28 protein-coding genes and 2 pseudogenes are annotated in these 26,922 nt (G+C 38.8%); 21 read left to right on the plus strand and 9 right to left on the minus strand.

Annotation, left to right across the window (positions count from 1 at the left end; translation table 11 throughout):
* Window positions 1–193: 193 nt before the first annotated feature.
* Window positions 194–1,312: pseudogene (locus tag RMY31_RS33365) on the plus strand (IS630 family transposase); the annotation flags it as partial.
* 278 nt (window positions 1,313–1,590) lie between these two features.
* On the opposite strand, the gene RMY31_RS33370 reads toward RMY31_RS33365, so the two are convergent.
* The 4 genes from RMY31_RS33370 to RMY31_RS33385 form a co-directional block, all read right to left on the minus strand.
* On the minus strand, window positions 1,591–1,803 hold the full coding sequence (locus RMY31_RS33370; protein ID WP_322665439.1) for a hypothetical protein: 213 nt from the start codon (window positions 1,801–1,803) through the stop codon (window positions 1,591–1,593).
* A gap of 29 nt (window positions 1,804–1,832) precedes the next feature.
* Window positions 1,833–1,970 carry a hypothetical protein gene (locus RMY31_RS33375; protein WP_322665441.1) on the minus strand — a complete coding sequence of 46 codons (138 nt, stop codon included), beginning with the start codon at window positions 1,968–1,970 and terminating at the stop codon, window positions 1,833–1,835.
* A gap of 467 nt (window positions 1,971–2,437) precedes the next feature.
* A complete protein-coding gene (locus RMY31_RS33380) occupies window positions 2,438–2,782 on the minus strand; it encodes a hypothetical protein (protein ID WP_322665444.1) in 345 nt (114 codons plus the stop codon).
* Window positions 2,779–3,372 carry a ParA family protein gene (locus RMY31_RS33385; protein WP_322665446.1) on the minus strand — a complete coding sequence of 198 codons (594 nt, stop codon included), beginning with the start codon at window positions 3,370–3,372 and terminating at the stop codon, window positions 2,779–2,781. Before RMY31_RS33385 ends, RMY31_RS33380 begins: the two co-directional genes overlap by 4 nt.
* A gap of 376 nt (window positions 3,373–3,748) precedes the next feature.
* Between RMY31_RS33385 and RMY31_RS33390 the strand changes: the two genes are divergently transcribed.
* A complete protein-coding gene (locus RMY31_RS33390) occupies window positions 3,749–3,940 on the plus strand; it encodes a hypothetical protein (RefSeq protein ID WP_322665450.1) in 192 nt (63 codons plus the stop codon).
* Between the two features lie 149 nt (window positions 3,941–4,089).
* Window positions 4,090–4,671, plus strand: a complete 582-nt coding sequence (locus RMY31_RS33395; protein ID WP_322665452.1) for an NAD(P)H-dependent oxidoreductase — start codon at window positions 4,090–4,092, stop codon at window positions 4,669–4,671.
* Window positions 4,672–4,982: 311 nt separating this feature from the next.
* Here RMY31_RS33395 and RMY31_RS33400 read toward each other — a convergent pair whose 3' ends face one another.
* Window positions 4,983–5,165 (minus strand): hypothetical protein, encoded by a 183-nt coding sequence (locus RMY31_RS33400; RefSeq protein ID WP_322665454.1) that lies wholly within the window; start codon window positions 5,163–5,165, stop codon window positions 4,983–4,985.
* Between the two features lie 484 nt (window positions 5,166–5,649).
* Here RMY31_RS33400 and RMY31_RS33405 point away from each other — a divergent pair, with 484 nt between their 5' ends.
* The 13 genes from RMY31_RS33405 to RMY31_RS33465 all read left to right on the plus strand — a co-directional run bounded on the left by RMY31_RS33405 (window position 5,650) and on the right by RMY31_RS33465 (window position 20,118).
* Window positions 5,650–6,078 carry a hypothetical protein gene (locus tag RMY31_RS33405; RefSeq protein WP_409879201.1) on the plus strand — a complete coding sequence of 143 codons (429 nt, stop codon included), beginning with the start codon at window positions 5,650–5,652 and terminating at the stop codon, window positions 6,076–6,078.
* Between the two features lie 1,956 nt (window positions 6,079–8,034).
* Entirely contained in the window at window positions 8,035–9,255 is a 1,221-nt protein-coding gene (locus RMY31_RS33410) for a helicase HerA domain-containing protein (RefSeq protein ID WP_322665498.1), read from the plus strand.
* On the plus strand, window positions 9,252–9,797 hold the full coding sequence (locus RMY31_RS33415) for a hypothetical protein (protein WP_322665458.1): 546 nt from the start codon (window positions 9,252–9,254) through the stop codon (window positions 9,795–9,797). Before RMY31_RS33410 ends, RMY31_RS33415 begins: the two co-directional genes overlap by 4 nt.
* Complete coding sequence (locus RMY31_RS33420; RefSeq protein ID WP_322665460.1) at window positions 9,736–10,560, plus strand: hypothetical protein; 825 nt, start codon at window positions 9,736–9,738, stop codon at window positions 10,558–10,560. The genes RMY31_RS33415 and RMY31_RS33420 overlap by 62 nt, the downstream gene beginning before the upstream one ends.
* Before the next feature lie 58 nt (window positions 10,561–10,618).
* Window positions 10,619–11,692: a type IV secretion system protein gene (locus RMY31_RS33425; RefSeq protein WP_322665462.1), complete on the plus strand. Its 1,074-nt coding sequence runs from the start codon at window positions 10,619–10,621 to the stop codon at window positions 11,690–11,692.
* A 107-nt stretch (window positions 11,693–11,799) separates the two neighbouring features.
* Window positions 11,800–12,411: a hypothetical protein gene (locus RMY31_RS33430; protein WP_322665464.1), complete on the plus strand. Its 612-nt coding sequence runs from the start codon at window positions 11,800–11,802 to the stop codon at window positions 12,409–12,411.
* A complete protein-coding gene (locus RMY31_RS33435; protein ID WP_322665466.1) occupies window positions 12,408–13,979 on the plus strand; it encodes a hypothetical protein in 1,572 nt (523 codons plus the stop codon). The genes RMY31_RS33430 and RMY31_RS33435 overlap by 4 nt, the downstream gene beginning before the upstream one ends.
* Before the next feature lie 6 nt (window positions 13,980–13,985).
* The gene (locus RMY31_RS33440; RefSeq protein ID WP_409879205.1) at window positions 13,986–14,978 is read left to right on the plus strand and encodes a hypothetical protein; all 993 of its coding nucleotides are present in this window, start codon (window positions 13,986–13,988) and stop codon (window positions 14,976–14,978) included.
* A gap of 52 nt (window positions 14,979–15,030) precedes the next feature.
* Window positions 15,031–16,251 (plus strand): hypothetical protein, encoded by a 1,221-nt coding sequence (locus RMY31_RS33445; RefSeq protein ID WP_322665470.1) that lies wholly within the window; start codon window positions 15,031–15,033, stop codon window positions 16,249–16,251.
* On the plus strand, window positions 16,248–18,005 hold the full coding sequence (locus tag RMY31_RS33450) for a type IV secretory system conjugative DNA transfer family protein (RefSeq protein ID WP_322665472.1): 1,758 nt from the start codon (window positions 16,248–16,250) through the stop codon (window positions 18,003–18,005). The genes RMY31_RS33445 and RMY31_RS33450 overlap by 4 nt, the downstream gene beginning before the upstream one ends.
* 10 nt (window positions 18,006–18,015) lie before the next feature.
* Window positions 18,016–18,423 carry a hypothetical protein gene (locus RMY31_RS33455; RefSeq protein ID WP_322665474.1) on the plus strand — a complete coding sequence of 136 codons (408 nt, stop codon included), beginning with the start codon at window positions 18,016–18,018 and terminating at the stop codon, window positions 18,421–18,423.
* Between the two features lie 4 nt (window positions 18,424–18,427).
* Window positions 18,428–19,645 carry a hypothetical protein gene (locus tag RMY31_RS33460; RefSeq protein WP_322665476.1) on the plus strand — a complete coding sequence of 406 codons (1,218 nt, stop codon included), beginning with the start codon at window positions 18,428–18,430 and terminating at the stop codon, window positions 19,643–19,645.
* A 17-nt stretch (window positions 19,646–19,662) separates the two neighbouring features.
* Complete coding sequence (locus RMY31_RS33465) at window positions 19,663–20,118, plus strand: hypothetical protein (RefSeq protein WP_322665480.1); 456 nt, start codon at window positions 19,663–19,665, stop codon at window positions 20,116–20,118.
* Here RMY31_RS33465 and mobF read toward each other — a convergent pair.
* Complete coding sequence (mobF, locus tag RMY31_RS33470) at window positions 20,115–21,233, minus strand: MobF family relaxase (protein ID WP_322665481.1); 1,119 nt, start codon at window positions 21,231–21,233, stop codon at window positions 20,115–20,117. The two genes, RMY31_RS33465 and mobF, sit on opposite strands and share 4 nt — an antisense overlap.
* Window positions 21,234–21,696: 463 nt before the next feature.
* On the opposite strand from mobF, the gene RMY31_RS33475 reads away from it, so the two are divergent.
* From RMY31_RS33475 to RMY31_RS33490, 4 genes are all read left to right on the plus strand, one after another.
* The gene (locus tag RMY31_RS33475; protein ID WP_322665483.1) at window positions 21,697–22,830 is read left to right on the plus strand and encodes a ParM/StbA family protein; all 1,134 of its coding nucleotides are present in this window, start codon (window positions 21,697–21,699) and stop codon (window positions 22,828–22,830) included.
* A 1-nt stretch (window position 22,831) separates the two neighbouring features.
* Window positions 22,832–23,308 (plus strand): hypothetical protein, encoded by a 477-nt coding sequence (locus RMY31_RS33480; RefSeq protein ID WP_322665488.1) that lies wholly within the window; start codon window positions 22,832–22,834, stop codon window positions 23,306–23,308.
* 77 nt (window positions 23,309–23,385) lie between these two features.
* Window positions 23,386–24,228, plus strand: coding sequence for a hypothetical protein (locus RMY31_RS33485; protein WP_322665490.1), 843 nt, complete (start codon window positions 23,386–23,388; stop codon window positions 24,226–24,228).
* 56 nt (window positions 24,229–24,284) lie between these two features.
* Complete coding sequence (locus RMY31_RS33490; RefSeq protein ID WP_409879209.1) at window positions 24,285–24,665, plus strand: hypothetical protein; 381 nt, start codon at window positions 24,285–24,287, stop codon at window positions 24,663–24,665.
* A 101-nt stretch (window positions 24,666–24,766) separates the two neighbouring features.
* Here the strand turns inward: RMY31_RS33490 and RMY31_RS33495 are convergent, their stop codons facing one another.
* The 3 genes from RMY31_RS33495 to RMY31_RS33505 all read right to left on the minus strand — a co-directional run bounded on the left by RMY31_RS33495 (window position 24,767) and on the right by RMY31_RS33505 (window position 26,275).
* The gene (locus RMY31_RS33495; RefSeq protein WP_322665493.1) at window positions 24,767–25,519 is read right to left on the minus strand and encodes an antirestriction protein ArdA; all 753 of its coding nucleotides are present in this window, start codon (window positions 25,517–25,519) and stop codon (window positions 24,767–24,769) included.
* 86 nt (window positions 25,520–25,605) lie between these two features.
* Window positions 25,606–25,776, minus strand: a complete 171-nt coding sequence (locus tag RMY31_RS33500) for a hypothetical protein (protein WP_322665496.1) — start codon at window positions 25,774–25,776, stop codon at window positions 25,606–25,608.
* 358 nt (window positions 25,777–26,134) lie between these two features.
* A complete protein-coding gene (locus tag RMY31_RS33505) occupies window positions 26,135–26,275 on the minus strand; it encodes a hypothetical protein (RefSeq protein WP_409879212.1) in 141 nt (46 codons plus the stop codon).
* 495 nt (window positions 26,276–26,770) lie between these two features.
* Between RMY31_RS33505 and RMY31_RS33510 the strand changes: the two are divergent.
* A pseudogene (locus tag RMY31_RS33510) lies at window positions 26,771–26,922 on the plus strand (IS4 family transposase); the annotation flags it as partial.

Consider the following 26,922-nt stretch of genomic DNA (forward strand, 5'->3'; position numbering starts at 1 on the left):
CCTTTCGAGGCTTTAATTTCTAAGTTTTGGCTATAAATTTTAGTTACTGTTAGAAAATAAAGGCTCAAAGCTTGACTCAATCAAAGTTTCAGAATCTTGCTTCGATTATTGTTTTCCGAGAGTGACAGAACAGGGATAAGCTAATCGGCACTTAAGTTGCATAATAAGAAGATGAAGCCGTTTAAAAGCAACTATGCCACCGCCAGCCAAGAACTTTTTAACGACGGAACAAATCACACAGCTACAACAAGCTCTAAAAGAGAGCGACCAACCGCATATCAGAGAAAGAATTCTCATTATTCTGCTCCAGAACGATGGTAAACCGCAACATGAGATTGCTAAATTTTTAGGTTGTTCGCCCAGAACAGTAGCATATTGGTGTATGCACGGAGACCCAGATAATCTCGAAACTCTACATAATAAAAGAGAATACGAACATTACCGAAAAGCTACGCCTGAATATATTGAACTGTTATTAAAAACTGTGGAGCAAGAACCATCAGAGTTAGGTTACGAATTTGGGAAATGGACAGCAGAAAGATTAGCTACATATTTAACCGAAAAGACAGGCGTTGATTTAAGCAGTTCTCAGGTAAGGAGAATATTAAAGAGAAAAAAGTATAGTTATATCTGGGCTAAATATGACCTAGAAGATAAACAAAACCCAATAGAAAGGGCTAAGTTTAAAGAAAAGCTTGCTCAATATTTATCAATAGCACGAGAACAACCGGAGCGCTTGCAGGTATGGTTTTGGGACGAGAGTGGTTTTAGTTTACGTGTGATTCGTCGCAAGAATTGGGGTAAAAAAGGAAAACGTAAAAATGTTTCAGGACAACGGCGTTGTGGTCGTGTTAATGTAATGGGAGCAATCAGAGAATTAGATAGAAAACGAGTATGCTTTTTCGTTAAAAAAGGTAATGCAGATATTTTCTCTGAGCAATTACAACAATTAAATGAATTAATCAAGCAAGAGTGGGTAAGTAAAGGAAATAATGCTGAATATTTTTCTAAGCATGGGCCGAAAATTATTTTAATTTTAGATAATGCTAGTTTTCATAAACGCAAAGATGTTCTAGCTAAAATATCTGAAGATTTTCCGAATTTTGTTTTAGAGTTCTTGCCTGCTTACAGCCCTGATTACAACATTATTGAGTTAGTCTGGCACTCATGTAAGGAATATATTGCTCATCGCTTATTTAAATCAGTAGATGAGTTAAAATCACTGCTGGATAAGCTGTTGAATCAAGGTGAGTTAGTGATTAAGTGGCATCGGAAAATCAAACATAAAGGTAATTTTAGCTATATTGCAGCTTTAATGCTGATTAGCTTAGCTGCTCCACAACCCTCTCGAAAATGGCTCTCACCGCCAATGTGTATGGCGTAGGTTATCCCGATTTTTGAGGGAATAAAACCACTGTACCAATAGTATTGAAAAGCTGACCATGCTATGTATACAGTAATAATTATTGAGATAATGATTTTTAAAAAAATTTTCATTAGTCAGGCAAAGGAGTTGAACAATTGAAAGCTAACTTCCTATCGTAGCAAAACCTTCTATTTCGTCTACTCATTAATCTTATTAAGCAGCATCTATTTAATTTTATCTATTGCGTTCGCTGCCATTACCTCGCAATAGAGATGCACAACACTGGCTTGAAAAATTATTGATAAGTCTCGGCTGTGATAAATAAAACTAAGAAATTCGCGGCGGGATTTTCTTACTTTTGGAAAGTGGCGATCGCCTCTTGTAGGTTCGACCGAGCAAGAACAGTTAACAGCACTGGCTGCTGAAAGCTTTGACATACCTTAATTGCTGGAATCAAAGTAAGAAATTAAGACAAGACGTTTCTTACTTTAGGGTTTTTATGAGCATTTTTACCATCTGCGGCTGCATAGGCGAGCGCTGAAGTTTTGAGGTAATCGATTCTATCTACTGACGCACAACGAGCGCGTGCTAGTTTTGTACGCACAAATTTTTCAGCACTTCGTCATTGGGTACGTCATCACTGCTGTTTTGCTATTGATGCCTCACCCGATGGGATGGCTGACTTTCATCAGTTTAGTTATCCCCAACCCTTAGCTGTTATATCCGAGTGCTTCCGCGTAACTGTGCAGGAAATCCAAGGCTGATTTCTTAGAGGAAAAGGCGATCCAGTTGTAATGTTGCGATCGCCTTTGTTTTGGGTAAGTCAATTAGAAAAGGTGAGTCGCTTAAACTGCGATCGCCTTAACTTAAATGGCTAGTCAAAAACTCAAATATCTGAAAACTTAGCTTTTCAAGTTTTTGAATACGCAAAATTTCTTATCCACAGTATCTCGATATACAAACAAGCATGATTGCTAGTCGTTTCCATCATAAATGTTAAGTTCATCATTATTTAATAGCAATTCAAAAACTTAAATATCTGAATTGTCAAGTTTTTGAACATCTGAAATTTCAAGTACGCGATTTTAACCATTGCTCTAGCAAATCCTGAACAAGTTCGCTAAACTCTTGCTTTTCGCCAGTTTGAGCGTCCTTGAGAAGTTCAATTTTGACTGTTGTGTGTGTGTCCCTGCGAATATAAGCTGTCACTTGCTCATAGTCAGGGTCAGAGCGTTTAGCTTTGGGTCGTCCCCGTTTTGGCGATTCGTTTTGTAACTGGTCAACTAAGCGTGGTTGTACCTTTTCAGGTTGTTGAAACTGTAGCTTTTGAGTTTCTGTTTCCTGGCTTTGATTTTCTGGTTCCGGTTCAGGTTCACGACCCTTTGCTGCATCCAAAAGACCTTTGAATTTGCTCACTCGATCACCTCCTGACCGATACCTTGATAATCCCGCCAAGCAATCTTAGCTCGTGAGTCGGAAACCTTATTGACTGGGACACCAGCTAGCGCTGCTTTTTGAAAAGCAACTGCATCGCGGACATTCCCTTTAAATAGAGGTAATCCAGCCTCAGTCAACATCTCTCTTGCTTCCTCTCCATCCCGCCTGGGCTTAGGCGGAACGCGGGTAATAAGAACCCGAAATTGGTCAGCGCCTAGTAATTTAAGAACATTGACAGTCTGCATGAGGGCATCAAGTGATAAGGCATCAGGCGTAGTAGGAAGAATTAGCAAATCGCACCCTTCAGCTAGTGCTTCCAAATCTTCCTGCTCAGGTCGTGCTTGGGTATCGATGACAATATGCTGATAATCCTTCGCAAATTTGGCAGCTTGTCTTTCATCAATCACCTTAAAAGGTAAATTACCTCGCTTTGACCAGCCGCTAGCAGAGCGGTTTGGGTCGCCGTCGATAAGAAGCGTTTCTCCTTTAGTTTGTAGATAAGCAGCTAGGTGAACAGCTGTTGTAGTTTTGCCTACCCCTCCCTTGAACGATGCAACTGTGATAATCATGGTGACATCTCACTATTGAGTTTTTAAAACGCCAAACATTTAAGTTGTTAAATAATCAAATATTTGAGTACGCAAAAATGTAATACTCTAACTTTATTCTGGCATAAATATTTGTGTTTTTAAATACTTACATATTTATGTTTTTGAGTATTTGAGTACGCAAAAATATAAAAACGTAATTTCTGAAATTTTAGTGGTACGGTTACAAAAATTCGTCATTCTACCGTCCAGCTTTAGATGCTCTCCCAAACCAAGAGCTAATTCGACAAAAAGGGGATAAGTACTATCTAACTGAGGCAGGAGAAGGAGTTGTCAAGAAGCATGTGACAGACTTTTTCAAGGCTAGAAGACTCAAGTAACGCAAATACTTGAATATTTGAGTACGCGAAAACTTAAAAATTCAGTTGCAAGTAGGTTGATTGACAAAGCGATCGCTTCTTCTAGCTTGCCTACGGAAGGCTCCGCCAAAGCGCTTGCCAGATTCAAGCGAGGAAATGTAAGATGTGCCTGGGGCGATCGCACTAATAGTTTGTGGGGTGCGATCGCCTGCCTAAAATTTCTCCTCTAGAGTTGCGCTCTCTTGACCCAAACTCAGCTACAGCCTGAAATTTCCTTTAGAAAAAGGTAACGCAAGGGATGCCTACAGCAGCAAGCTACACATTTTACAGCCAGCAGATGGTAAATTCGACTTGTGGGTAGACTTTGAACTTAAAAATCATGAGCTTCAAAACAGTAGTGTTCTATGGTTCCTACAGAAGCGATCGCCAGGGCATCAAAGCTGCCAGATTCACGATCGATCAACTCAAGCAAAGAAACCATGAGGTAGTTTTTGTGGATGCGAAGGAGTATGACTTTGGCATCTTAGACCGGATGTATAAAGAGTATGAGCAAGGTCAAGCCCCTGCAAAGATGGAAGAACTAGCAGAACATATCCGAACAGCAGACGGTTTTGTAGTTGTTGCGGGAGAATATAACCATTCCATTCAGCCAGGGTTGAGCAATCTGATGGATCACTTTTTAGAAGAATACTTTTTCCGTCCGGCTGGTATTGTTTCCTACTCAGCTGGTAGCTTTGGAGGAGTACGGGCAGCCATACAGTTACGCGCTTTTCTGTCGGAGATGGGAATGGCTACTATTTCAAGCATTTTTGCTATTTCCAAAATTAGGGACTCTCTGGATGAAGCAGGTGCTTCACGGGAAGCAGCTTTGACCAAGAGAATCGGTCAATTTTTGGATGAATTAGAGTGGTACGAAGAAGCATTACAACGACAAAGAAAAGAAAAAGGAAAGCCGTTCTAATTAAGTCAGGATAAGTATTGAGAGACAGTTAATCAGCAAAGCCTATAAACTCAAGTGTAAATATTCAAAAACCCAAGTATTTACATTTTAATTTATCAATAGACAAGAAAAGCGGAAGACCTCTCGCCTTCAAGCAAAGAAAACGTGATTACAAAAAGTACATTGCAACTGAGGCTTCAGGGGGTCATCTTGCCGATTGAAAAAAACCTTAAATTGATCGCAAGTACATTTAGGGCAAGCGATCGCAGTGAGAGTATCGATTTGAGCCTGAGTGTGTTGCTCGATTTGAGAAGGTGAACGTGCTTTTATTCTCAGGCTACTAATTTTGGGGATGAGTGAACCTCCGCTTCCCAAGCTTTGAGTATCAAGTCCCGATGAAAATCAGTACCTTTATCTTTGAGCCATTGACGAATTTCTGTAGGCAGCTTAATGCAAACGGGTTTGGGGTCGAAACTGTCCGGTTGACTAGTAAATTTTCCGTCTTCGCCTCTCATAAAAAATACCAATGCGATGAAAGTCAGTATGCAGCAAACAACCGCAGTATACAACACCTGAACTATCAATAATAACCCAGCAAAACTTGAGCAGAGATAGAAAAAAACTTATTCCTACCACGGTCTACCACGGTCTACCACGGTAAACTAAGGCTAAAGGTAGAGATAGGAGGTAAAAAAAACTGAAACGGCACAAACGTTTTAAATAGTCAACCACGTATAGTGAGAGAAAATAGAGATTTAAGATTAATTTATACATACAAATATCAAGCTTTATTTAGTTAGTATTGCAAGCATCAGAGATTTGGTTTAAAGTTTTACGCATCTATGAACAGCTAATAGATGTTTGAACGCTACCGATAACTTTTTAAGCGACCAAAGGCGATCGTCTTTGGGCGGGAAGTCGTTCAAACTTTTAAGATTTGCATTTGATGAGTCAAATAATACCATATCTCTCCTAATCATGAACAAAGGAGCAATTGTTTTGGCATCTAATCGAACAGTACAAAGAACACAGCCCCAAATTCTAGCGAAAGCTTTAGGCAGAGTAGGGCGAAAATATCAGCATCATACTTATGCGATTGGTACGACCTTGATTATCACTGGTCAAACAATGCCAGCCCACGCATTCGGCCTATTTAATCCAGCTCAAATAGCCCTGACATGTATGTTTGGTAGTGCTGGAGCCGCTGGGAATCCTGCAATAAACGCGCTTCCAGGAGTGATAAATGCGGCGATAACCGTGATTCTATTTGTCTATTTCGTTGCCTCTGGAGTAAAAGTAGCAAATGCGTTGGGAGAAGGACAGGAGGTGACACAAATGGTACAGCAACCAATTGGTATATTTTTTATTACTTTGGTACTATTTATTGCCCAAAATATTCTGTTCACTGGGATTACAGCAGCTTGTTAAACAAGTCGGAAGTCGGAAGTTGGAAGTCGGAAGTACGAATTATGGCTCCTTGTTGAAGCGTCTTTGTCCTTGACTGACTCCTGACGATTGACACTTTTATTCTTACAACATGAAACATCAGCAATCAATCAAACCAATCAATCAATCTCTGGGTAGAAGTGCATCAATTGGAATCTTTAGTGGTTTCCAATTTGCTGTGTGTCTAGTGTCGTTTGGAATCGGTTTTTTCTTGGCTTTCCTACTGGGTGTAGGAACGATATGGAGCATACTAATAGGGCTTTGGTTTAGTGCCACAACCTTGACCTTATCAGGGAAAAGACCTTATCTATTTTGGTCAAGGATATTCCCGATTGTACCAATGTGGACACGCGGATACATCAAATATTCTTCTCCATTAGAGAAGAAAAAAGTCGGCTCGAAAAAAGTTAGTTTATGGCATTAAAAATAAGAGGTAATACTAAAACTAAAAAACTAAATCCTTTTGAAGACTTGCTAGACCTGACTACCTTAGTAAGATTGAAAAAAGGAGGTTATACAATAGGAGCCTACTTGTTAAGCAAAAAACAAGTGGGTGACACTAACAATACATTGCAATTAGTATTCGGTTATAGTTGTACGGGCATTCATCCTTTATTTAATTCCTCCGAACAAGTAGAAGCAATTGCCAGTGCTTTTGAGAATGGTTGCAAAGAAATTCCGACTGGTGAAAGATTTACCTTTCGCTGGAGTTCATTCTGTAATGAAGAGGAAGCTATTGAACGTTTTCGCCATCGTTTAAGTAGTCCAGTAAACGATGAAAGCGAGTTCTTGGACTGGGGGCAGTTAGCCAGGATTCAAGAACTGACCAGACAAAAACAACGCAAGAATGTTACTTTGAGCGTTTATACTACTTTCACTATTAAACCAGGAGGAACGGAAGCGGGTGACGCGGTTGATAGAGCAATAGCTTCACTGTCGAATTTCTTACAGAGGCGATTTACTTCCACGGGTGCAACTGAACTGACAAGAAAAGCGATTATTCAAATCTTAGAAAAAGCCATCAATGTTTCACTCAGGCATCAACAGATATTGTCGGGAATGGGGTTATGTCCTTCTCCTAAATCAGAGAAGGAATTGTGGAAAGAATTATCAATGCTCTTAGGAGCAAAATTAGTAAAAGTTCCTCATACCCTAGTTTTCAATGAGGGAAATCTGACGGAAGAATTTCATGAAACTCTGCCCCCATCAGAACAATACATAGACTCTGCTCATGCAACATCTGTGCTGTTGAACAACGGCATACCCTACGCAGATCGTCAATGGGTGTGCTTGCCAAATCAAAACAACGCTAAGAAGTATGTCGGGGTAATGACGCTGACTCAAAAGCCAGAAGCATTTGCTGACACAGCCACTCAAGTACGTTTTCTGTGGAATATTTTTGCTCGTGACATCATCCACGACATAGAAGTAATCACAGAAATTAGCCCAGCCGACCAGAAAATGACTAGGCTAACTCAGCAATTGATTACTCGGCGATCGCGCAATGCCGAAATGAGTGCAAGTAAGAAGACCATCGACGTAGCAGCCCAGATTAATACTGAATGGTCTGTAAACGCTCAGAAACAGCTTTACACAGGTGATGTGCCTTTGAACGTGGCACTGGTTGTCTTAATTTATCGTAATAGCATCGAAGAAATTGACGACGCTTGCAGATTAATTGCAGGTTATGTGAATCAACCAACTGAGTTAACCCGTGAAACTCAATACGCTTGGTTAATTTGGCTAGAAACCTTGTTGTTGAGGCAGAAACCACAATTAACAAGTCCATACAACAGACGAGTAGCATTTTTCGCTAGTGAAGTAATTGGGTTAACGCCTGCCATGCAAACAGCCTCTTTTGATACACAAGGGTTTGAATTGATTGCTGATGAGGGACATTCACCAGTCAATATTAATTTGTCCCAAACTAAAAACATGATGGTGATTGGGACAACTGGAAGTGGCAAGTCAGTTTTAGTCTCATCTATCATTGCCGAGTGCTTGGCTTTGGGCATGTCCATTTTGATGATAGATTTGCCTAACGATGACGGAAGTGGAACATTCGGGGATTTTACACCCTACTATAACGGTTTCTACTTTGATATTTCCAAGCAATCAAATAATCTTGTTCAACCATTAGACTTGTCAAAAATCCCCAAAGAGCAAAGAGAAGATAGGGTAAAAGCGCATCGCAACGATGTAAACCTTATAGTCTTACAGCTGGTTTTAGGTTCACAACAGTTCGACGGTTTTCTCGCTCAAACAATTGAATCTCTCATCCCGTTGGGAACAAAGGCATTTTACGATAATCCAGACATTCAGCGCCGTTTTGATCAGGCAAAGCAAGCAGGAATAGGTTCAGCCGCTTGGGCGAACACTCCGACTCTAGTTGATATGGAACGTTTTTTTTGTGCTGATTGCATTGATTTGGGCTATGAAGATGAAAATGTTGATAAAGCGTTGAATTATATCCGCTTACGGCTTCAATATTGGCGGTCGAGTTCAATCGGTGACGCAATTTGCAAACCCTCAACTTTTGATACTGACTCAAAGTTAATCACCTTTGCGCTGACCAATCTGCAATCAGGTAAAGATGCTGAGGTGTTCGGGATGAGCGCATATATCGCAGCTTCCCGCCAATCCCTTTCCTCGCCCAATAGCGTGTTTTTCATGGATGAAGCAAGCGTACTGTTGCGCTTTCCTGCTTTATCTCGGTTGGTAGGACGTAAATGCGCGACTGCTAGAAAATCTGGCTGTCGGATTATCCTGGCTGCTCAAGATGTTATCTCTATTGCTAAATCTGAAGCAGGCGAGCAAATATTACAGAATATGCCTCTAAGATTGATTGGGCGAATCGTTCCAGGAGCAGCTTGTAGTTTTTCTGAAATGCTTGGCATCCCCAGAGAAATCATCTCCCAAAACGAAACCTTCACCCCAAATATCCAGCAGTTGTATACGTTGTGGCTGCTGGACTACAACAACAAATATATTAGATGTCGCTATTATCCCTCCTATCCCCTGCTGGCTTTAGTTGCCAATAGCCGAGAGGAGCAGAGAACACGCGATCGCTTTAAAGAAATTCACAAAAATAAGTTTGAATGGGTGGCAGAATTTTCTAGGTATTATGTCGATTGCATTCAGCAAGGTAAACCACTATGAAAACTCTATCCACAATCATTCAAAACAAGATTCTGTTAGGGATATTAGCCGCAGTTACATCTATAGGAGGTTTTTTAGTTTGGCAGCATAACAAACAGGAGTATGAAAAGTTCCTAGCCGACAGGGAAGAAGCTTGTAAAGTTGATTTATCTAGTGGAGAAGTTTATGTTGGGCGAAGCCGTAGCCTTAAACTTTTAAGATATAACAAGATAGCAAATCCGAACTTACAAAAACCAGGAATTAATTCGGAATTTAAAAAAGATGAAATATATGTACTTCTAAAAACAAAACCAGACTATTTAATTCCTCCAACTATATCTAACTATGAAACTTCATTTTTTAAAAGTTTGTCTACTGTTCATGATTATGCACCAGAACCATTATTAGTAACGGGAATATCTATAGATGTTCCGAAAAGACAAGCTTTAGTTTCTTCTAGTTGTTCAAAAACACCTTTTACAGTACCCTTGGAGAATTTGTATGCGACCTATCAAACGAGTGATACTGACAACCCTCTTGGCTTCCCAAATTTTCTTAATTAGTATTCCAGTCAAAGCCCAAACATCATCAGACCCAAATGCTGTTGTAGTTGATACTGTTAAATCCAATGAATCCAACAATGTAAATCCAGCAAAAAAACGCCAAAAGACTTTTTTGGAAAATACATTAGACTTATACATCAAAGGACAAAAGTATTTAACAAAAGCACGAAAATACCTCGATCTTGATTTGAAAAAGTTCAGTATCAAATGGGGGGGCGTTAATACTGAACTAGGAAAAGCTATTGCTCAAGCTATCAAAGATGGCAATAAAGATCCCTATAAAACTGGAGATAGCATTAATGATGCTGTTGCCAATCAATCAGATTCAGAATTAATTAATACTAATTCCAGAATCCAAGGAGAAAATGCTGAGAAAGAGATACATCAGTTATACACTCGCGCACAATCTCAAGCCTTTTTGGGAGCCGAGGGGCAGAAAAATCAAGCCGACTCCGCAGAAATTTCTGATACTGCTGTAACGGATTCCTTACAACAAGCTGAAGCTGCTCAAAAAGATGTTGTAACTCAAGACATCCTTAAGAAGATGGCTGTTCAAAACTTACAAACAGTCATGATTACAAAATCACTTCATGGCGAAGCTCAACAACAAACACAACTTCTAGCAACTACAAACATGAACCTCGCTGATATATCCGAACAAATGAGTGACGAGGAGAGGAAGAGACAGGCAGAATCAGCAGCCACCTCAAGAGAAATATTACGTGCTGGGGCTGCTTCAGATGCCTTTTGGGAAAACCAATAAATTAAGTCGGAGGTCGGAGGTCGGAAGTCGGAAGTAAAAGAATGTCAGTCGAAATTAAATGTTTACATCTTTATCTTTTTTATCTTTGATTCTGGCTCAATCAAGTGGACAAAAGCCAGGACAGAATACAGGAGTAACAGCTGCCAGAGAAATTGTTGAAGGTGCTGAACAAGGCTCAGAGTTGATTGTCAATGCCTTCAAACAAGATTGGTTGGATTTTGCAAATGGTCAAAGCGCAGTTTATTTAGCAGTTGTATCAGTATCGATGTTAATTGCTGTAGTTTTAGTCAGTTTTTGGTCACTAGGTTGGTACAGGCAAATTAGTGAGGAGGGTTTTTCACATAACGTTATCAGCGAAATGGTTTTTCCACTGATAGTAATTTTGCTCCTTTCTAATAATGGAGCAATGATGGCTAATTTAACATTAGGACTGAGGACTGTAACAGTTAAGTTGAATAGCAGTATTTTAGCTATCACTAAGAATGGAGTTACACTCAAAGATGCTATACGCAATGTCAACTTAGATCAAAGCTTTGTTCTGGCTGCACAAACTAGAATTGCTGAATGCGACAAATTACCAACATCAAAGACCGACGAACAAAAAAATACGACTAATCCACGTCAACAATGTATCGATAAAACCATTCAACAGATACAAGCAGAAGCTCAAAAAACCAGAAAAAGAAGAGGATTAAGTTCTGGGAGTGGTAGTTGGAATCCTCTCGATATGGGTGGAGAAATGGTAAACAATGCCATACAAGGGTTTGTTTATATCATCCTGAGTGGATTATCAGTAGGATTTCAATACATCATTCAACTATCTTTCTTGCTAGTAGCCTATGTAGCACCTATATTTTTAGTTCTTTCTTTGTTGCCTGTGGGTGCTAAACCTATCTATGCTTGGCTATCGGGATGGTTAGGATTAACTTTAGTGCTGGTTTCATATTCAATCATTGTGGGAATAGTTGCAAGTTCAATTGTGAACCAACCTTCAACTAATCCTTTATTGACACAGCTAATGCAAGCAATATTCTCACCTTTGCTTGCTGTGGCAATAGGGACAGGTGGAGGAATGTCGGTATTTACAGCTTTTACCAGTGGTGTGAAGTTCTCTGTAGGCTTGAGAAGATAATGCGATTACTTGAAAGAAAAGAGCTAAATCTAACTCCACTTTTTTTGATAGGTAACTCCATTGTACTAACGCTCTTACTATTAATAGAGTTAGTAAACTTTCTGAACATGGGGAAAATTGCTAACTCGAAAACACCGACATTAGTAGAGTTAAGCGACGGAGAATCTATTAGAGTTTCTGCACTGAGTAACTCGGAGCGATCGCCCCAAGCCATCACATATTTTATTGGGCGGACAATGACGGGGTTACTTAGTTGGAATGCTGTACCCAAAGTCAGCACTGAAGAAAACGTAGATGCAACTAAAAAGTTAAAACTTGATTCAGGCGTACAAGCAGGTAGTCACAAAATTACTACTAACGTCTGGGCTACAGGATTCGCTTTATCAGAGGACTTTCGCGCTCCATTTCTCCAGGAGATAGGCAACCTTACTCCACCAGATGTTTTTAATGGTTCAACTCAATCAATTTTAAAAGTGAGTTTACTTAGTGAACCTAAAAAACTAAGAAAAGGTGAGTGGTCTATAGATATGGTTGCCGAAATTATTGTTTTTCAAAACAGCGATATGGTAGGCGCTCCTATCAGCTTCAATAAAACTATTTTTGTGAGAGCGATAGACACACCTACATTACCTAATGTCTCATCTGATTTTCAACAAACAGCTTATCGCGTGCGAAAGGCTGGTTTAGAAATTTATAAAATTCAAGATTTAGATTTATGACACAAATACAAGAGTCTCCACCAAAAGAAAACACGGGAACAGAGGAATTAGTACAGGAAGCAGCCAGAAACGAAGAATCACCTACTGCCTCTTTCGATAAAAAGAATTTTGCTGCGATGAATGGGGTGAATATTGAAATTAATGCAGTAGCTAATCAACAACAGGAAGTTCCACAGCCAGAAGAAATTATAACTACTCGCACAGTTTCACAAAATCCAGTCTTAAAAATGGCTGTAATTGGTGGGGGAATTCTGATTTTCATCATGCTCATTGGTGGTGTAATTAGTGGTTCGATGAATGCCTTAAATTTGGCTACCACTAAACAAATAGAACCAGTTAAGTCTCTTGAGGTTGTAGAATCACCGGAAATCAAGGACGAAACAGGGCAAACCAAAACAGCCTTAGCTTTAACCAGTCAGAATGTAGAATTAAAAAAACTCCGCGATTTAAAAGCTACGCCAGAAGCTACAGCAACCCCAACCCCAAGCCCAATATCTAAACCTGTGGCTGTAACAGCTGCACCAACACCTACAACGCCTATACAGCGCACACAACCAATATCAGTCCCAAGAAATCCGACTCCACCCCCACCTCGCAGAATCAATACACCTACCACGCGCCCATCAGTTGTTGCACCAGTTAGAGAGTCTCAGTCTCAGCCACGAGTTACAAAAGCAGTAAGTATTGCTCCTGTCAAAACTCAAAAAACTCAACAATTAGACCCCATGCAACAATGGCTGGCGGCATCTAATATAGGCAGCTTCAGCGCAAATAGTAATAGTACAAATGAGCGTATATCTGATGAATTGTCAGAAAATGAAGGAATAGAAGGTGGTATCACCAAACCTACATCTACATCTAACGTCAACGCTTCAAAAAATACTAATAAACAAACTCAAGAGGAAGAATCTGAAAATGTTGATGTTGATTATGGTCGAGCGCGTGTTTTAGTTGGTACTCGTGCAGTCGGTCGGTTAGAAACTCCTGTAGTTTGGACTAGCACTACTGAAAATCAATCCAATCAAAACTACTTAGTTCAGTTAACTCAACCACTCAAAGCCGCAGACGGTAGTGAAGCATTACCAAAAGGTTCTTACATAGTGGCTGTTGTTTATGGAGGGAGCCAATCTCAATATATTCAATTACAAGCTGTTTCAGCACTAATTAATACTAATGGAAACACAGAAGAAAAGAGTTTACCTCCTGGAGCAGTTTTAATATTAGCTAAAAATGGCAGCCTCTTAAAGGCTGAATCTCGTAAAGGTAGCGATTTAGGGAGAACAGTTTTCTCATCAGTACTAGCTGGAGTAGCAAAAGCCGCTCAAATCCAAAATAATCCTACTAGTCAAATTACTACTAGTTCATATGGTTATTCATCCAGTACTACAACTAATGATAGTAAAGACTTAGTGGCAGGTTTCGCTGAAGGAACATTAGGTGAAATAGTACGGGGAATTCAAACAAATAATCAACGGCAGGCTCAACAACTTCAAGACTCAGATAAAGTGTTTGTGATTGAAGCAGGTAAAAGTTTACAAATCTTTGTTAATCAATCAATTAATCTCTAAAAATTTATGTATCAACTTGCTAATATATTAAAATACTTGCAGAAATCTGGTAAAGAGAGAAGAGTCAAATCTCCCAGTACAAACTTTTCTCTTTATCTTTTTATCTTCGAGCGTTGTCTAAATAAAAATGTTTTGATTGCTTTCATATTTTTGAAAGTATTAATATTGAATCCGGCTTTCAATGCTTTAGCAATTCCCGCTCGTGTAGTTTTCTCAATAGATGCCCAAAATTTGAATTCAAAAGGAATTGACTTAAAAGTTTGGTCAGGCTACGGGTTGACTATAAATTTTATTCCAACAGGGGAAGTAATCAAACAAGTTTGGATTGGCGATCCTTCTAGGATTGGGTTTACTTCCAATGGAGATTTATGTTCTAAATCCAATTCAAATAATGAAAGTAGTGAGTGTACCAATACAGGAGCAACAGTTTTATTCTTACGCCAAATCAAGCCTGTTAATTTTCCTCACATGACTAGCAGTGCAGACGGTAGTACACAAATTACTGTTATCACTAATGGCCCTGATGGACATAAACAATATCAATTTAAGTTGATTCCTGCTACAGGACAACCTGCATACACTAGCCTTGTGATTAAACCTGACTCAGAAAGACCAGCACCCCTTTTAACAGCTAGAGTGCAGCCAGCAGTAACAACTAAAAAATCATCTGCGACTCAACAAACACTAACCCCTGTTAAGAAGCAAAATGTCACTGTTACAAGTACACCTCCTGCTTTGACGCTGACTATAGGCAACACTCTTCAAAGAAGTGATGCTAATGCCCTAGCTTATGGATTAGCGATCGCAAGGCAAAAAGAAATAATTAAGCCGGGTTCAACAAATTGGAGAAAAGCTCAAGACGCGATCAGGCTATTACGTCGAGGTAAAAGCAGAGATAAAGCGCTTGCTTTGAGTCGTATGCCATCTGAACTTTTTGAGAAGTTAATCAACTGGGGTCAAACCAATTCGCAATTTCAAGAGCGCAATTCGCAATTGTAATCAGTGTTCGCTCTGAACCCACCGCATTCAATTCAAAAAAAAGTAAAGCGCAATGATGGATTTCAAAAATGTCTTCTTGATAGTTTCTACAACGACTGTGGTTGTAAACCCACTGACCGCGATCGCGCAGACCCCAACGGTAGTACCAACAATACCATTAGAACAGGGAGAGCGCCGGGGTACTGCCCCTGATTGGTCAAAGATAACTTGGGCGATGCTGCCAGCACTTCAAAGCGCTGGCTATCTTAAAGTGTCGAAAGAGTTTGTACCAAAATTAGGTTACGATCCATCTCGCTCATGGAATGCTGGGCAAAAATCAGATTCGGTTGTCATGCTTGGTGATGCTGACGATGCATTTAAATTCGGAGACTTTACTTTAGACGATATAGCTAAGATTGCTCCTGCCAGCAATCAAAATCAAGACCCAACACTAAAAGACGTAGGCTTTGTCAAATGGCAGACGACGGCATCATTAGTCAAGGCGATTCCATCTGTGGGCAATCTGCGAGTTACGCAGGTAAAACCGATTTTGGCAGTATTGGGCAAAAAAGGTTATCTGCCTAGTTCATGTCGTAGTAGGACGATCGCTCAATGTTTAAAGACAAATCCCCAAGGTGGGAAACGCCCTCTGGGTGATATTGATTTAAGTAAGTATTCGACTAAATCAATTCCTGGTTTAGAACAAACTCAGATTCGTCAGTTTCAGCAATGGCAGCGCACTTATATTAATCAAGTTCCAGGACTCAATCAGGTTCCCTTCGACAAGATGCCCCAGCCGATTAACTCTGGTACTGCCTTTGTTGGCATTGTTTCAGTAGTATTTGGGGAATCTGAAAGAGGTCAACAGACAGTAGGTGACAATTACTTTATCTCTGGCAGTGTTGTGCGGGGCGATCGCACTATTTCTAAAGCTTGTGAAGTTGATAAAGAATGCTCCTACCTGGAGTTAGGTGACTTTGCTGGAGAGAATGGCCCATTGTATGGAAAGCGCTGGGCATCTGGCTCATCTCAGCAGGTCAAAGGTGGCTATGGATTTTTAGCTGGAGTTAACGGGGGTAAGGAACCAACAGGGCGACTCGTGTATGGCAATGCATTCAAGGTCGCAATGACTGGAGCAAGCGAATCAACCGGAACTGCTGACTTTGGCTTATTCTTCAGAATTTGTATGCGTCCACCGTTCATGCAAAAGAGCTGTACGCCATACTTTATTGGGCCTGTACCTTGGATGTCTGTAAGAGAGAATGATTTGGTCATCGTCGGGACAGGGCAATGACAAAAACTACCGTTACTGAAGTAAATCCTAATCAATTTATTCCACCAGGGCTGGAGTCCGCACTGGTTTCACCAGCAGGATTAGGATTGCTTGCTTGTGGTGCAGTCATTGTTATGGCTAAATACATTGATGCCAAAGGGGGAAAAGCGAAACTAGCGACAGCCCGATGGGGCGGTAGGGCTGAAAAAAAGGCCGCTCGTAAACTGGCCTGCAAACAGATGCGTGAGCGCAAGCATAATCGTGTGGCTCTATATGTTGGCACACCTAAAAATACTAAGGTTGAAGTTCTGAAAAATAAGAGAATCACTTATATTCCCGAAGATCAAAAAATTCTTTATTTACCTGATGTACAAAGAGGTGTTTTGGTTAGTGGTGGGGCTGGTAGTGGAAAAACTTTTTCAATGATTAATCCTTTGGCACGGTCAGCAATCGATCAGGGTCTACCACTAATAGTTTACGATTTCAAATATTGCCAACAAGAATCACCTACGCAATCCAAAGGGCAAACTCCTAAATTAGCGGGATATGCAGCCGAACGAGGTTACAAAGTTACAGTTTTAGCTCCTGGATTTATTGAATCAGCGATCGCAAATCCGATTGATTTTCTTTCTAGCGAAACAGACGCAGAGATGGCGCGGCAGTTAGCGATCGTTCTTAACCGCAATTTCAAGCTGAACAGTGGTGACAATGATAGTGGTTTCTTCTCCAACGCGGGAGATCAATTAGCGCAAGCAATTTTTATGTTAGTACGCGCAACGCGTTACCCAGACGTGATGATGTGCCAAGCAATTCTCGGTTTACCAGGACTGATTGAAAGGCTTCAGCAAGCAAAGCTAAATATTTGGGTAAAGCAATCTTTTACACAATTTTTGTCAGTCGCTGGTAGCCCGGAGACAGCAGCCTCGATAGCAGGTACTGCTAGCGGTTTATTTACCAGATTTATGGTTCCATCTACGCTTGCTGCATTTTGTGGAAAAACAAATATTCCACTGGATTTAAAAGGGCGGCAGATGGTTGTCTTTGGCTTAGATAAAGAAAAAAGAGACGTAATTAGTCCGCTTTTAGTATCAATATTGCATCTTCTGGTTAGCAGGAATGTTGCCAAAAAACGTACAGAACCTTTAGTTTTATTATTAGATGAATTGCCTACTTTATATTTACCTGCTTTAGTGGATTGGTTGAACCAAAATAGAGAAGACGGTTTGGTTTCAATCTTAGGATTACAAAATTTATCGCAACTTGAAGAAGCGTATGGAGAAAAAATTACTAATGCCATCTTTGGTGGATGTGCTACAAAAGCGTTATTTAATCCACAAGATGATGTAGCAGCAGAGCGATTTAGTAAATTTTTAGATAAAGAAGAAATTAAATATAAACAGCGTTCTCGTTCTTCAGGAGGAAAAGGAGGAGCAAGTGTTTCTAACTCTGACCAAAACAATACTCGTCCATTATTTGAAATCAGCCAATTTAATACTTTACCAGAAGGAAAAGCAGTAATTATTAATCCTGGCTTTCGTTCTCGTGGGCAAATAGGTTTACCTATTTTGCAAAAAATCAACATACCAAAGTATGATGAAAAAGCTGAACTTGAGAGTTTAAAGGCTTGGTATGAAATACAAAAAACGCTCAAAGAAAATTCATCTGTTGTAGAACCAACAGATGAAGAAATGGAACTGCGAACTTTAGAAGCAGAAAGATTGTTACCTCTAGCAGATAAATATGCTAAAGGAATAAAAAAGTTTAAAAACCTTTAGGAGTTTATTTATGAGTTGGAAAGATTTTCCTCTTTCGGATTATCAGCTCCAAGTGATTTCCAAATTACCACTGGAAATAGCAGCTTTAGCTGATAAGTACCCATCAGATATTTTTAATGCTGCTGAATATTGCGATCGCCCACCTTTCCCTGATGGTTATATTCCTCACTTTATCGAAATTTATTATCGGGAAGATGCAGATAATTCTGATGTACTGATAATTGATGGCGTTATTAAAGATTACAAAATCTCTGATGAAGCTCACACAAAAGACCAATTTATTGGAATGCAAATTGATGATGAATGGGCATATATTCAAATAGAAGGTCGAGTAATTCTTAATAGATTAGGCGGTTTAATTCTGCCTAATGTACTTGCTGATTCTGCAACATTAATTAACTCAGTTATGAGAGGTTAAAAATATGATCGATCCATCTGATGCTAAGGAAATACAGAAAGATTACCTGGAAACCCTAGAGAGTATAATAGAAAGAGTTCTACGCCAATCTGAAGAGAAAGGCTATAAGCCAGATAATAAGGTATCGATATCAATCTTTTTTGGCTCTAGAAAAGTTTATGAACAAGTAGTAGGAGAAAAAGCCAATTTTAGCACAATCAACGCAAAACAGGTAGAAGCTTTAAAACAGGCGATAAATGACCCTCAAAGCGTCAAAGGTTCTTTTGCTATCAAAATTGGTCAAGAAAAAGTCTTTCATGTTAAAGATGGACAAGTATTAGTAGATAAACTAGGGTTGACCAACTCCCAGATTCAAGATAATAAACTGGCTGCCAATCAGCAGAATCACAGTGTAGAGAACCTACAAAAACAAGTTGAGAATTTACAGAAACAGGTAGAGCAACAGCAAAAGCTGATTGATAATCTAAAGAATCAGCCACAAACTCAAGAAACTTTAACTGAGTTAGTTAATCAAATTCAAGAGTTATCTAGGTCATTAGATAATCAGCAAAAGTTAATTGAGAATACCCAGCAAGGATTACAGAAAATTACTGAAAGCCAAAACGCTAGACCAGTAAATTCTCGGCTTCAAAATTGGATAGGTACTATTGAAAATAAAGTAAAACAAGTATCCAAAGCTGCATTTGAGCAAATAAAAACAGCAGTTACACCTGAAATTGCTAAGCTACATTCTCAGATGTCAAAACAAGCTGAGGAGCTAAAAAGTCACATCAATCAACAAATTAATCATGTCAAAGATGAGTTATCTAAAAAATTAGATGATGTGATGTTAGCTGCTGATACTAAAATCAATAGCACCCTTTATGATGTTAATCAAAAAATAGAGAATGTTCGCTCTAATATAGATGCTAATGTCAGAGCTACTAAGGGTAAAGCCATTGAAGCAGGGGTAAATGCTATGCTCCATCTGTTTGGCGATAGGCGTAGTAATGGCTCAGTTGTTTTTGAAAGTAAAAACTTTAACTTTGAACAGGTTGATAACAAAGTTACTGTTAAAGCTAAAGATGGCAGACAGGTTTTAAAAGATGGAATCTTAACCCTTGATGCTTTAGATTCAGAAGTAGAACTGCTTGAACAAGTACAGTCAGGTGTTGATGAGTATTTGTCCGATTCTCGTTTTGAGTCTCAATCTTTGTCTCAATCCAGAGGCGCAAAACGCTAAACAGGTAAGAGGTATTAATGACACATTACTACATAGTTGTAGCAGGTGGACATCAAATTGATAGCTATGATGAAAACCAAAAGTGGTATATAAAACCTCAAGGTTATACAAATTTAAATATCCAGTTGGGCTATGATGCAGAGTTTGTTGGCTATTGGTTAACTATCGAAGACTATAATTGTCCGGCTCTGGAACTAAAAGATTACATCTTTCACAATGTTAGAGATGTCCCAGAAATTCGGATGAGTTTCGCACATATCGAGCAAAAATTAGCCCAGTTTAATGTCCAAATTCCATATCAACTTGCAATGCAGCTTGTACTAGATGGGATTGAGCAAGGCTACTTACTCTATACAAATCAAAATCCACACGAAAAATTGAGAGACTTTGAGGCTTTTTACCAACGCAATCTAGTTTCCTGCCCCAAGGTCTGGAAAGGTGAAAGGTTGTCTGTGGTTTGGAAACCTACTTAAAGTCTGAATTTGTTGTGTGCTGCCTGTTGTCTCGCTTCTGTTGCTAGTGTCAAACGTTCTAAAGTGCATGTTTTTCCGTCCTTAAGAACCTTACGCAGTATCTTCATCTTCTGTGTCTGCGCCTGTTCATCGGGTTCTTGTTCAAAGTAATCAGCGACATACTCGACTAAGGCACATAACTGCTCATCATCTAATTGATCTACTTCCTGGCTGATTGTTTCTTCTAACTCAATATCTTCTCGATTGGCTGGTTGTGGCACAAGAACTAGCGATTGTGCAAAGTTAATTCTTAAAAGTTGAGCCTGCTGTTGCCATCTCTGTATTAGCTCCTCTGGTGAAACTTCCTTTTTACGCTGGCGGGTTATGCTCCAAGCTTTTTCTCTCTGCCACAAACTAGATTCTGCTCCTGTTATCTGCAAGATTTGTTGTCGTCGCTTTGAGAACTCTTTGAGATCCCTATCCGTAAATCCCTGAATCTCAAACTGACTGTGCTGTTTGTGTTCAATCTTGTACCCTAGCCCTTCTACCTCCATTGAGAGAAAGTTTTGATATGCCATGCCGATAGATTTCTTGTTAGCGAAAATCTCGTCATTGCAAAGACTCTGCCATTTACCGTTAGGTGCTTGTGTGGCGTTCATGATTAAGCAATGGCTATGTAAATGGGGGTCTTGCTCCCTACTTTCAATGTGGTTGAAGGTTGCCACAATCAAGTTATCTGTTGCTACACGCTTTTGCTTACCAAACTCTCTTACCCGTGTCTGTGTAAATACTTGTTCTATTAGGTTTAAAACCTTGCTCACGGATTTTTGGTGGCTTTCAATTAACCTGCGATCGCTAACTAGACCGATTAAGCTGACGCTCTTAGGTGCAGAAAAAGTACAGTCTAGCGCTGCTCTGCGTTTTGAGGGATCTAAAGTTTTTGCATTCAATTGCTCTGTTCCATCTGGCGATCGCCCATTAGCTACATGAGAAAATGCCCTTTCATCGTCAATCGTTCCCACAAGTTTTAATTTCTCTGCTCCTCTACCATGCCAACGTGATTCTCCTTTTTGTTGTGGCCCTTTCAAAAAGTACTCTACTGCGGTTGAAGAAGAAATATTTTTGGCGGTCAGCATTGTTTGGTTTAATTCCCCTTCCTATCATGCCTTTTTACCAGTATCAGAAATATAGCAAATTCCTCTCAAAAAATTGAGCGTAATGTGCGGCATCTTTTGGGGAATATAAATAATAAATAACTTTGGGAGAAATTGGGAAATGTTGGGATTAGTTGGGATATATTGGGAAACTTTGGGAGGACTTTAGCTTATTAATAATTCAGTCAATTAACTTTATTTAGGATGTTGAAATTTGGAAAATATTGGGAATGATTGGGATTGATTGGAAAATATTGGGATTAATTGGGAATTGTTGGGAAATTTTGGGATATTCATCTTTTGTTCAGCAGTTTATTGCCATAAAATCAATAATTTTCAGTAAAACAAAATCAAATTGATGCTGAAATCCTTGAAAATTCGTTCTCATGATGATTATCAAAAATCTTTGGCAATTACGACTCTAAAAATAAAAAGGTAACTACTGATGTATTTATTGCTTGCTCTCGATCCTGGAACATCCTTGACTAAAATGATTTATCGTATCCTTTCTTCTATTCCTTACAAGCCGGAACTGTTTTGTATGGAGCCAGAGCTAATTAGTGTTACCAAAGAATCAATAGATTTGTATGAGTCAGGTAAGATTAATAGCCCTAGCCCAGAAAATGAATCTTGGATTGAATTAGAGCAAGAATACTATGCAGTAGGGTTTCTCGCACAAAAACATTTTGAGGCACGGATTAAATTATCAGAGTTGAAGTATGAGAATGCAATTCCCAAAGTACTGGCAGCCGTGGGAGCGATCGCCCTTCGTGAAGGACTAGGTAATAACTTTAAACTAGGCTTGGCGTTGTTATTGCCATACGGAGAGTGGGAAGATAGAGAGCGCTTAGAGAGAGGATTAACAGCCGCTTTATCTAACTTCTGCTTTCGTGGTCAGCAGTTTTCTATCTGTTTGGAGTGCTTTGAGTGTAAACCTGAAGGCGGGGGATTGATGCTGACACGTAGTAAAAAACTTGGGGCTGACTTTAATCTGCTACATATAGCGGTGTTAATGTTCGGATTTCGGGATATATCAGTTGTCTTGTTCGAGCGAGGCTTATCATCTGGAAGGACAGAAAATTTAGGATTGGCTTGGATGCTTGAACGAATTAAAAACCGAACTTCTGGACAAAATTTACAAGGTTTATTGTTAGCAATTCATCAATCAGGGTCAACAATAAAACAGAAATACTTTAAATCTTTAGCTAGAAGTAGAAAAGCTGAGTTTCAAGCTGATGAAATTACTCAAATTATGGAAGTATCAGCCATGATTCGGAAAGAATATTGCAATAAAGTTGCTGATTGGTTAAAAAGTAGCGTTCCTAGTAATGTTGATTTAGTAATTATTGGTGGTGGTACAGCTGAGTATTTAAGCAGTGAGCTAAAAGCTTTATTTAGCAATGCTCAAATTTCTTGGGCAGCTGAATTAGAAGAGGATGTTAGACAGGCTTTTAATTTACCTCCTCAAAAAGATGCGCTCTGTATACGTATGACAGATGTTTATGGGCTATTTAGATACTTACAAAGCCAAGTAGTTTATCCACCTGTTTTAACTTCAACAATCACAAAGGAATTATAAAATGTTATTAGATTTAGAATTTCGCTTAAGAAGTAGAACATTAAAAGGAAGTCCTGAAGAAATTGTAATGAGCTACTTAAATTCTAAAAAGACTCTTTATCCTGCAAAAGATATGGTAATGATTGCAATCCTAAGTTACTGGTTGCCATTGGCTTATCAAGTAGTTGATGAAGTAGTGAAAGAAGATTTAGAGAGTTATATTCGTGATTCAATATATCGTTTAAAACTTCACCAACAGTATTTACGGCGAATGTTGGGGGAAGAAATGACAACCGAAGAAGAAAACTTGGATTTAGCTCAAATGTTACAGAGTCCATTAACTTCACTTAACAATTTGACAGTCATGCAATCTTCCAATGCTCACCTAAATGCAATGCCTGAAAATCAAACAGCATCCTCTATTAACAAAGTAGATAGTAATTCTTTCAATACAGAAATTTTGAAAGAAGAATGGTTTGATCCTTTCAAAAATCGATGAGCAATAAATTTTAAAAATAAAATTTAGCTCAACTATTTCAGTGATTAAATTGTAAATGATTTGATGAGGAATAAAGCATGTATAAGTCGTTAGAGCTTTTTGAAAATTTATCACCTGAAGAAATTACACGGATTTTACTTCTGAGTAGTATTACAGAAAAAGAAAATTACACCGAAATTGAAGCAGATCGCTTTCATAAATGTCAAGAATTAATTCAACAGAATAAAACTGATGAAGAGATAACTGATTTACTAAGCCAAGATTTGGTTTCAGCATCTGAAGCTACTCCAAACTTTAACTTTCAAGCTTCTAAACCGAAAAATTCTAAAAAACTAGAAAAATCAAAAGATATTTCTCAATTGCTTCTTTGGTCATGTAAAAAATTAAATGCTAAAATTTCCCTGACTGAAGCTATCAATATTTTGCAGTTTTGTGGGCTTCAAGAGCAAGATGAATACAATTCAGCCGAGTGCGATCGCTTTCTAGAAGCAAGCGGTTTTATTAAGCGTCAAGAGAAGACTTTTGAGGAGCTTAGAATTTATTATGGAGTACAGCCTACATCAGAAACAGAGGCAGAGAATGATATTGATTTTGAGTTAACAACTAATGAAACAGTAGAATTATTAAGTGATGCTGGACAAGAATTGTTTGAGGAAATGATGCATCAAAAGGCAAAAGGTGATGCTTCATTAGCCCCTGTTTTATATTTAAAGTATCTTGCTCAAGAAATGGGTTCGCCAGAGTATCAGAGTGCCTGGAAGCAAATGGAGGAAGCGCTAAAAGCTAAATTTTTGGGAAAGATTCAAAACCGCTTCAAGAGCAAATTCCCTCTTGGTTCGGCACCGCAGACGCTTCCAGAGCGACCATTGCCCTCGAACAATTTGCCATTAACATCGGAGAATGGGTCAATAGTCGAATAGAAGAAGAACGGCGAACTATTCAAGTTCAAGTAGATAAAGCCTCAGATGTTAAAGCTGTGCAGTTGACTGCTCAAAAGCTCAAAAAATTAGAAACATGGTTGGAAGCACAAAGAGAAAAGAAAAAACTTCGAGAGAAACGAATAGATGATATAAAGCAAGTTTTATTATGGCTAGGTGGGTGGATTGGATCGGGCTGGAAAGGAACCGTATTTTACCTGATCTGTACAATTGCAGCCGGAGTATGTGGGGTTACTTTGGGAATTAACACTCCTACTAACATTCCCTGCCCTAACAAAAAAAGCTTGTGCTATCAGTTGCGTCTTAATAAATCACAAGTACTTTTACCTGAAGAAATAGACCAAGTTTTACAGAAATATGGTTTACCAGAAAAGAAAAATCAAAGTAAATCAAAATCTTTAAATAAAAAGTTGAAATAAGTCTAGATTATAGCTTATTAAATTTTATATTTTTACTTGGTCATAGTACACACACTCATCATAAAAAGAGAGTAGTTAATAATTACTACCCTCTTTATTTATTAGTAACGACTAAAAATATAAACTTTATTATAACTCTCCTCTACTGAATAGTAAGAATCAATGAACCAATCACGGGCTATTGCTTCTAGGTTGAGATAGAAACTAGGAATTCCCATTTCTTCTAATTTTTTAAACACTCCCTGTTCTTCAAGCTGTGTATAAACAAAATCTTCTTCGCTTTTATATTCTCCATAATAATGTTCTTGAAATTCTTCTACACTAGCTAAGGTACTATCGTAGTTATAATAAGCGGCGTAAGCTTCTCCATGTTCAGAAAGCATCTGAGCCAGTTCAGCTAATTTCTCTATGTCTTCATACTCACTGATATAAATACCGTGCCAATTTTGATAATCATGGATTGCGTATTCTTCGCAAGCTTCATAATTAGAGCAAGGCGACCAAGACAATATCCACTCAATGTCTTCTCTAATAGCCTCTACATCTTGTGTACAGTCAATCCATAACCCATGTAATATCCCATTATTATACGCAGAAAGACAAGCAATATAAATTTGAGGCGCATCATCATCTTGGCATTCCCTCTCACGTTTTGGGAATGGAAGCAAGCAACTCGCACCCTCAACCATTGGTAAATCGACTCCAGCCAAACTAATGGCTAAATCTACCGCCCGTTGTTCCTGAAGAGGAACCAATAAAGCATTTTTTTCAAGATGACAGTTATAAACTTGTTCAGCAACCAACTGAGCATCTAATTCTGAACGAAATATCAATGTATTGGTAAAAGAATCCATGTGCTATGTCCTTTGAAAATATCCTTGTTTGAAGCGAGAGGGACAAAATTCAAATGAGCAGGGGAGGGTTTAGCTCCCCTTGGTGATTAGAAAGGAGTGTGACCAGTCTTTAGTGTGTAGTTGAGATAGCCTAGCCAGTAGTCGCCGGAGTTGGTTTGAGGAGGTAAGCCGATGGCCGCGTCAAATTCGCCGTCGCAATAGCCTAGAGGCTGAAATTGCGTTTGGGTTTGGGTTTGAGTCTTGATTTGAGCTAACATACGAACATCCTTTTATTTTGAGGCGGGTTGAAACCCGCTTTTTTCTAACCTGTTAATATAATAATTTAACAAGTTATTATTGTAAATAACTTGTTGAACCTTTTTTAGATTTTATAACCAGTTAATCCAAGAGAAATAAAAGGTTTGTGGGCAGAGTGCGAAGCAGAGACAGTATAGAGGCTGAAAGCCGCTAAAAATATGGCTAATCTAAAGCAGATAGCAAGCGATCACCTGTCCTCCACCGCTACAATGCCCCACAGCAGCCCTCAATGAGCAGTAGCAGTACATTCATGAAAAGTGATGTAAAGGATTCTAGTAGTCAGCAGGGAGAGCAGGCTATGCATTAGTCACATCTTTCTTAACAAAAGAGTGAAAGGCTAGGAATTAGGTATAGCAGTAGTTTGAGCGATAGAAGGTAGAGATTGAGGAAAGCGCGATCGCGTCCAGTAACCACAATTAATATGCTTTGAATCATAATGTGAGAAAAATTTTGATCCATAAATTAGAAAAAAGTTAACGAAAATTCAGGCTTTCGCGGTAATCACAAATTAAAACTTTGAATCAAATCATGAGTGAGAGTTAAAATTCTGAATCATAACTAGAGAATGAGTTGAAAAAACACAATTGGACAAAACTTGCACAAAAAATCCCTGACAAAATTGGTCTAACTTAAACTTTCAATTCAAAATATGGTTCAAATGCCCATGTTATGGTTCAAAAATTTTGTTTTAGTAGATATCTGAGTAAAAATCAAATATTTAATTGTCCAAGCGATCGCTCTGTTGTTAGATAGTCGCCTACTCAAATCGTAGCTGAATAATAATGATAATCAAGTCGAAGGATTGATACAAAAGTCGCTCTTATCAATCTTTTTATCCCTTATACGATAATCATTATTAATAAAAAACTCGAAAACTAAAAGTGAACTATAAACTGGATACTCATTTCTGAAGCATATCATAAGTTAAAATCTCATTTTTTAGTTCAAATCACACCATATCGTATCGGAGAACGAGTACGAGCGTTAAAATTATTACGCTCAGTACAGGACGGGATGTTATTAATGTGGGATAGAGGATTACATTCCTACACAATGGTACATACAACAATTTCTAAAGGTTGCGATTACGTAGGTAGAATCCCTGC

Source organism: Dendronalium sp. ChiSLP03b (genome assembly GCF_034531165.2).
Taxonomy (GTDB): domain Bacteria; phylum Cyanobacteriota; class Cyanobacteriia; order Cyanobacteriales; family Nostocaceae; genus Dendronalium; species Dendronalium minutum.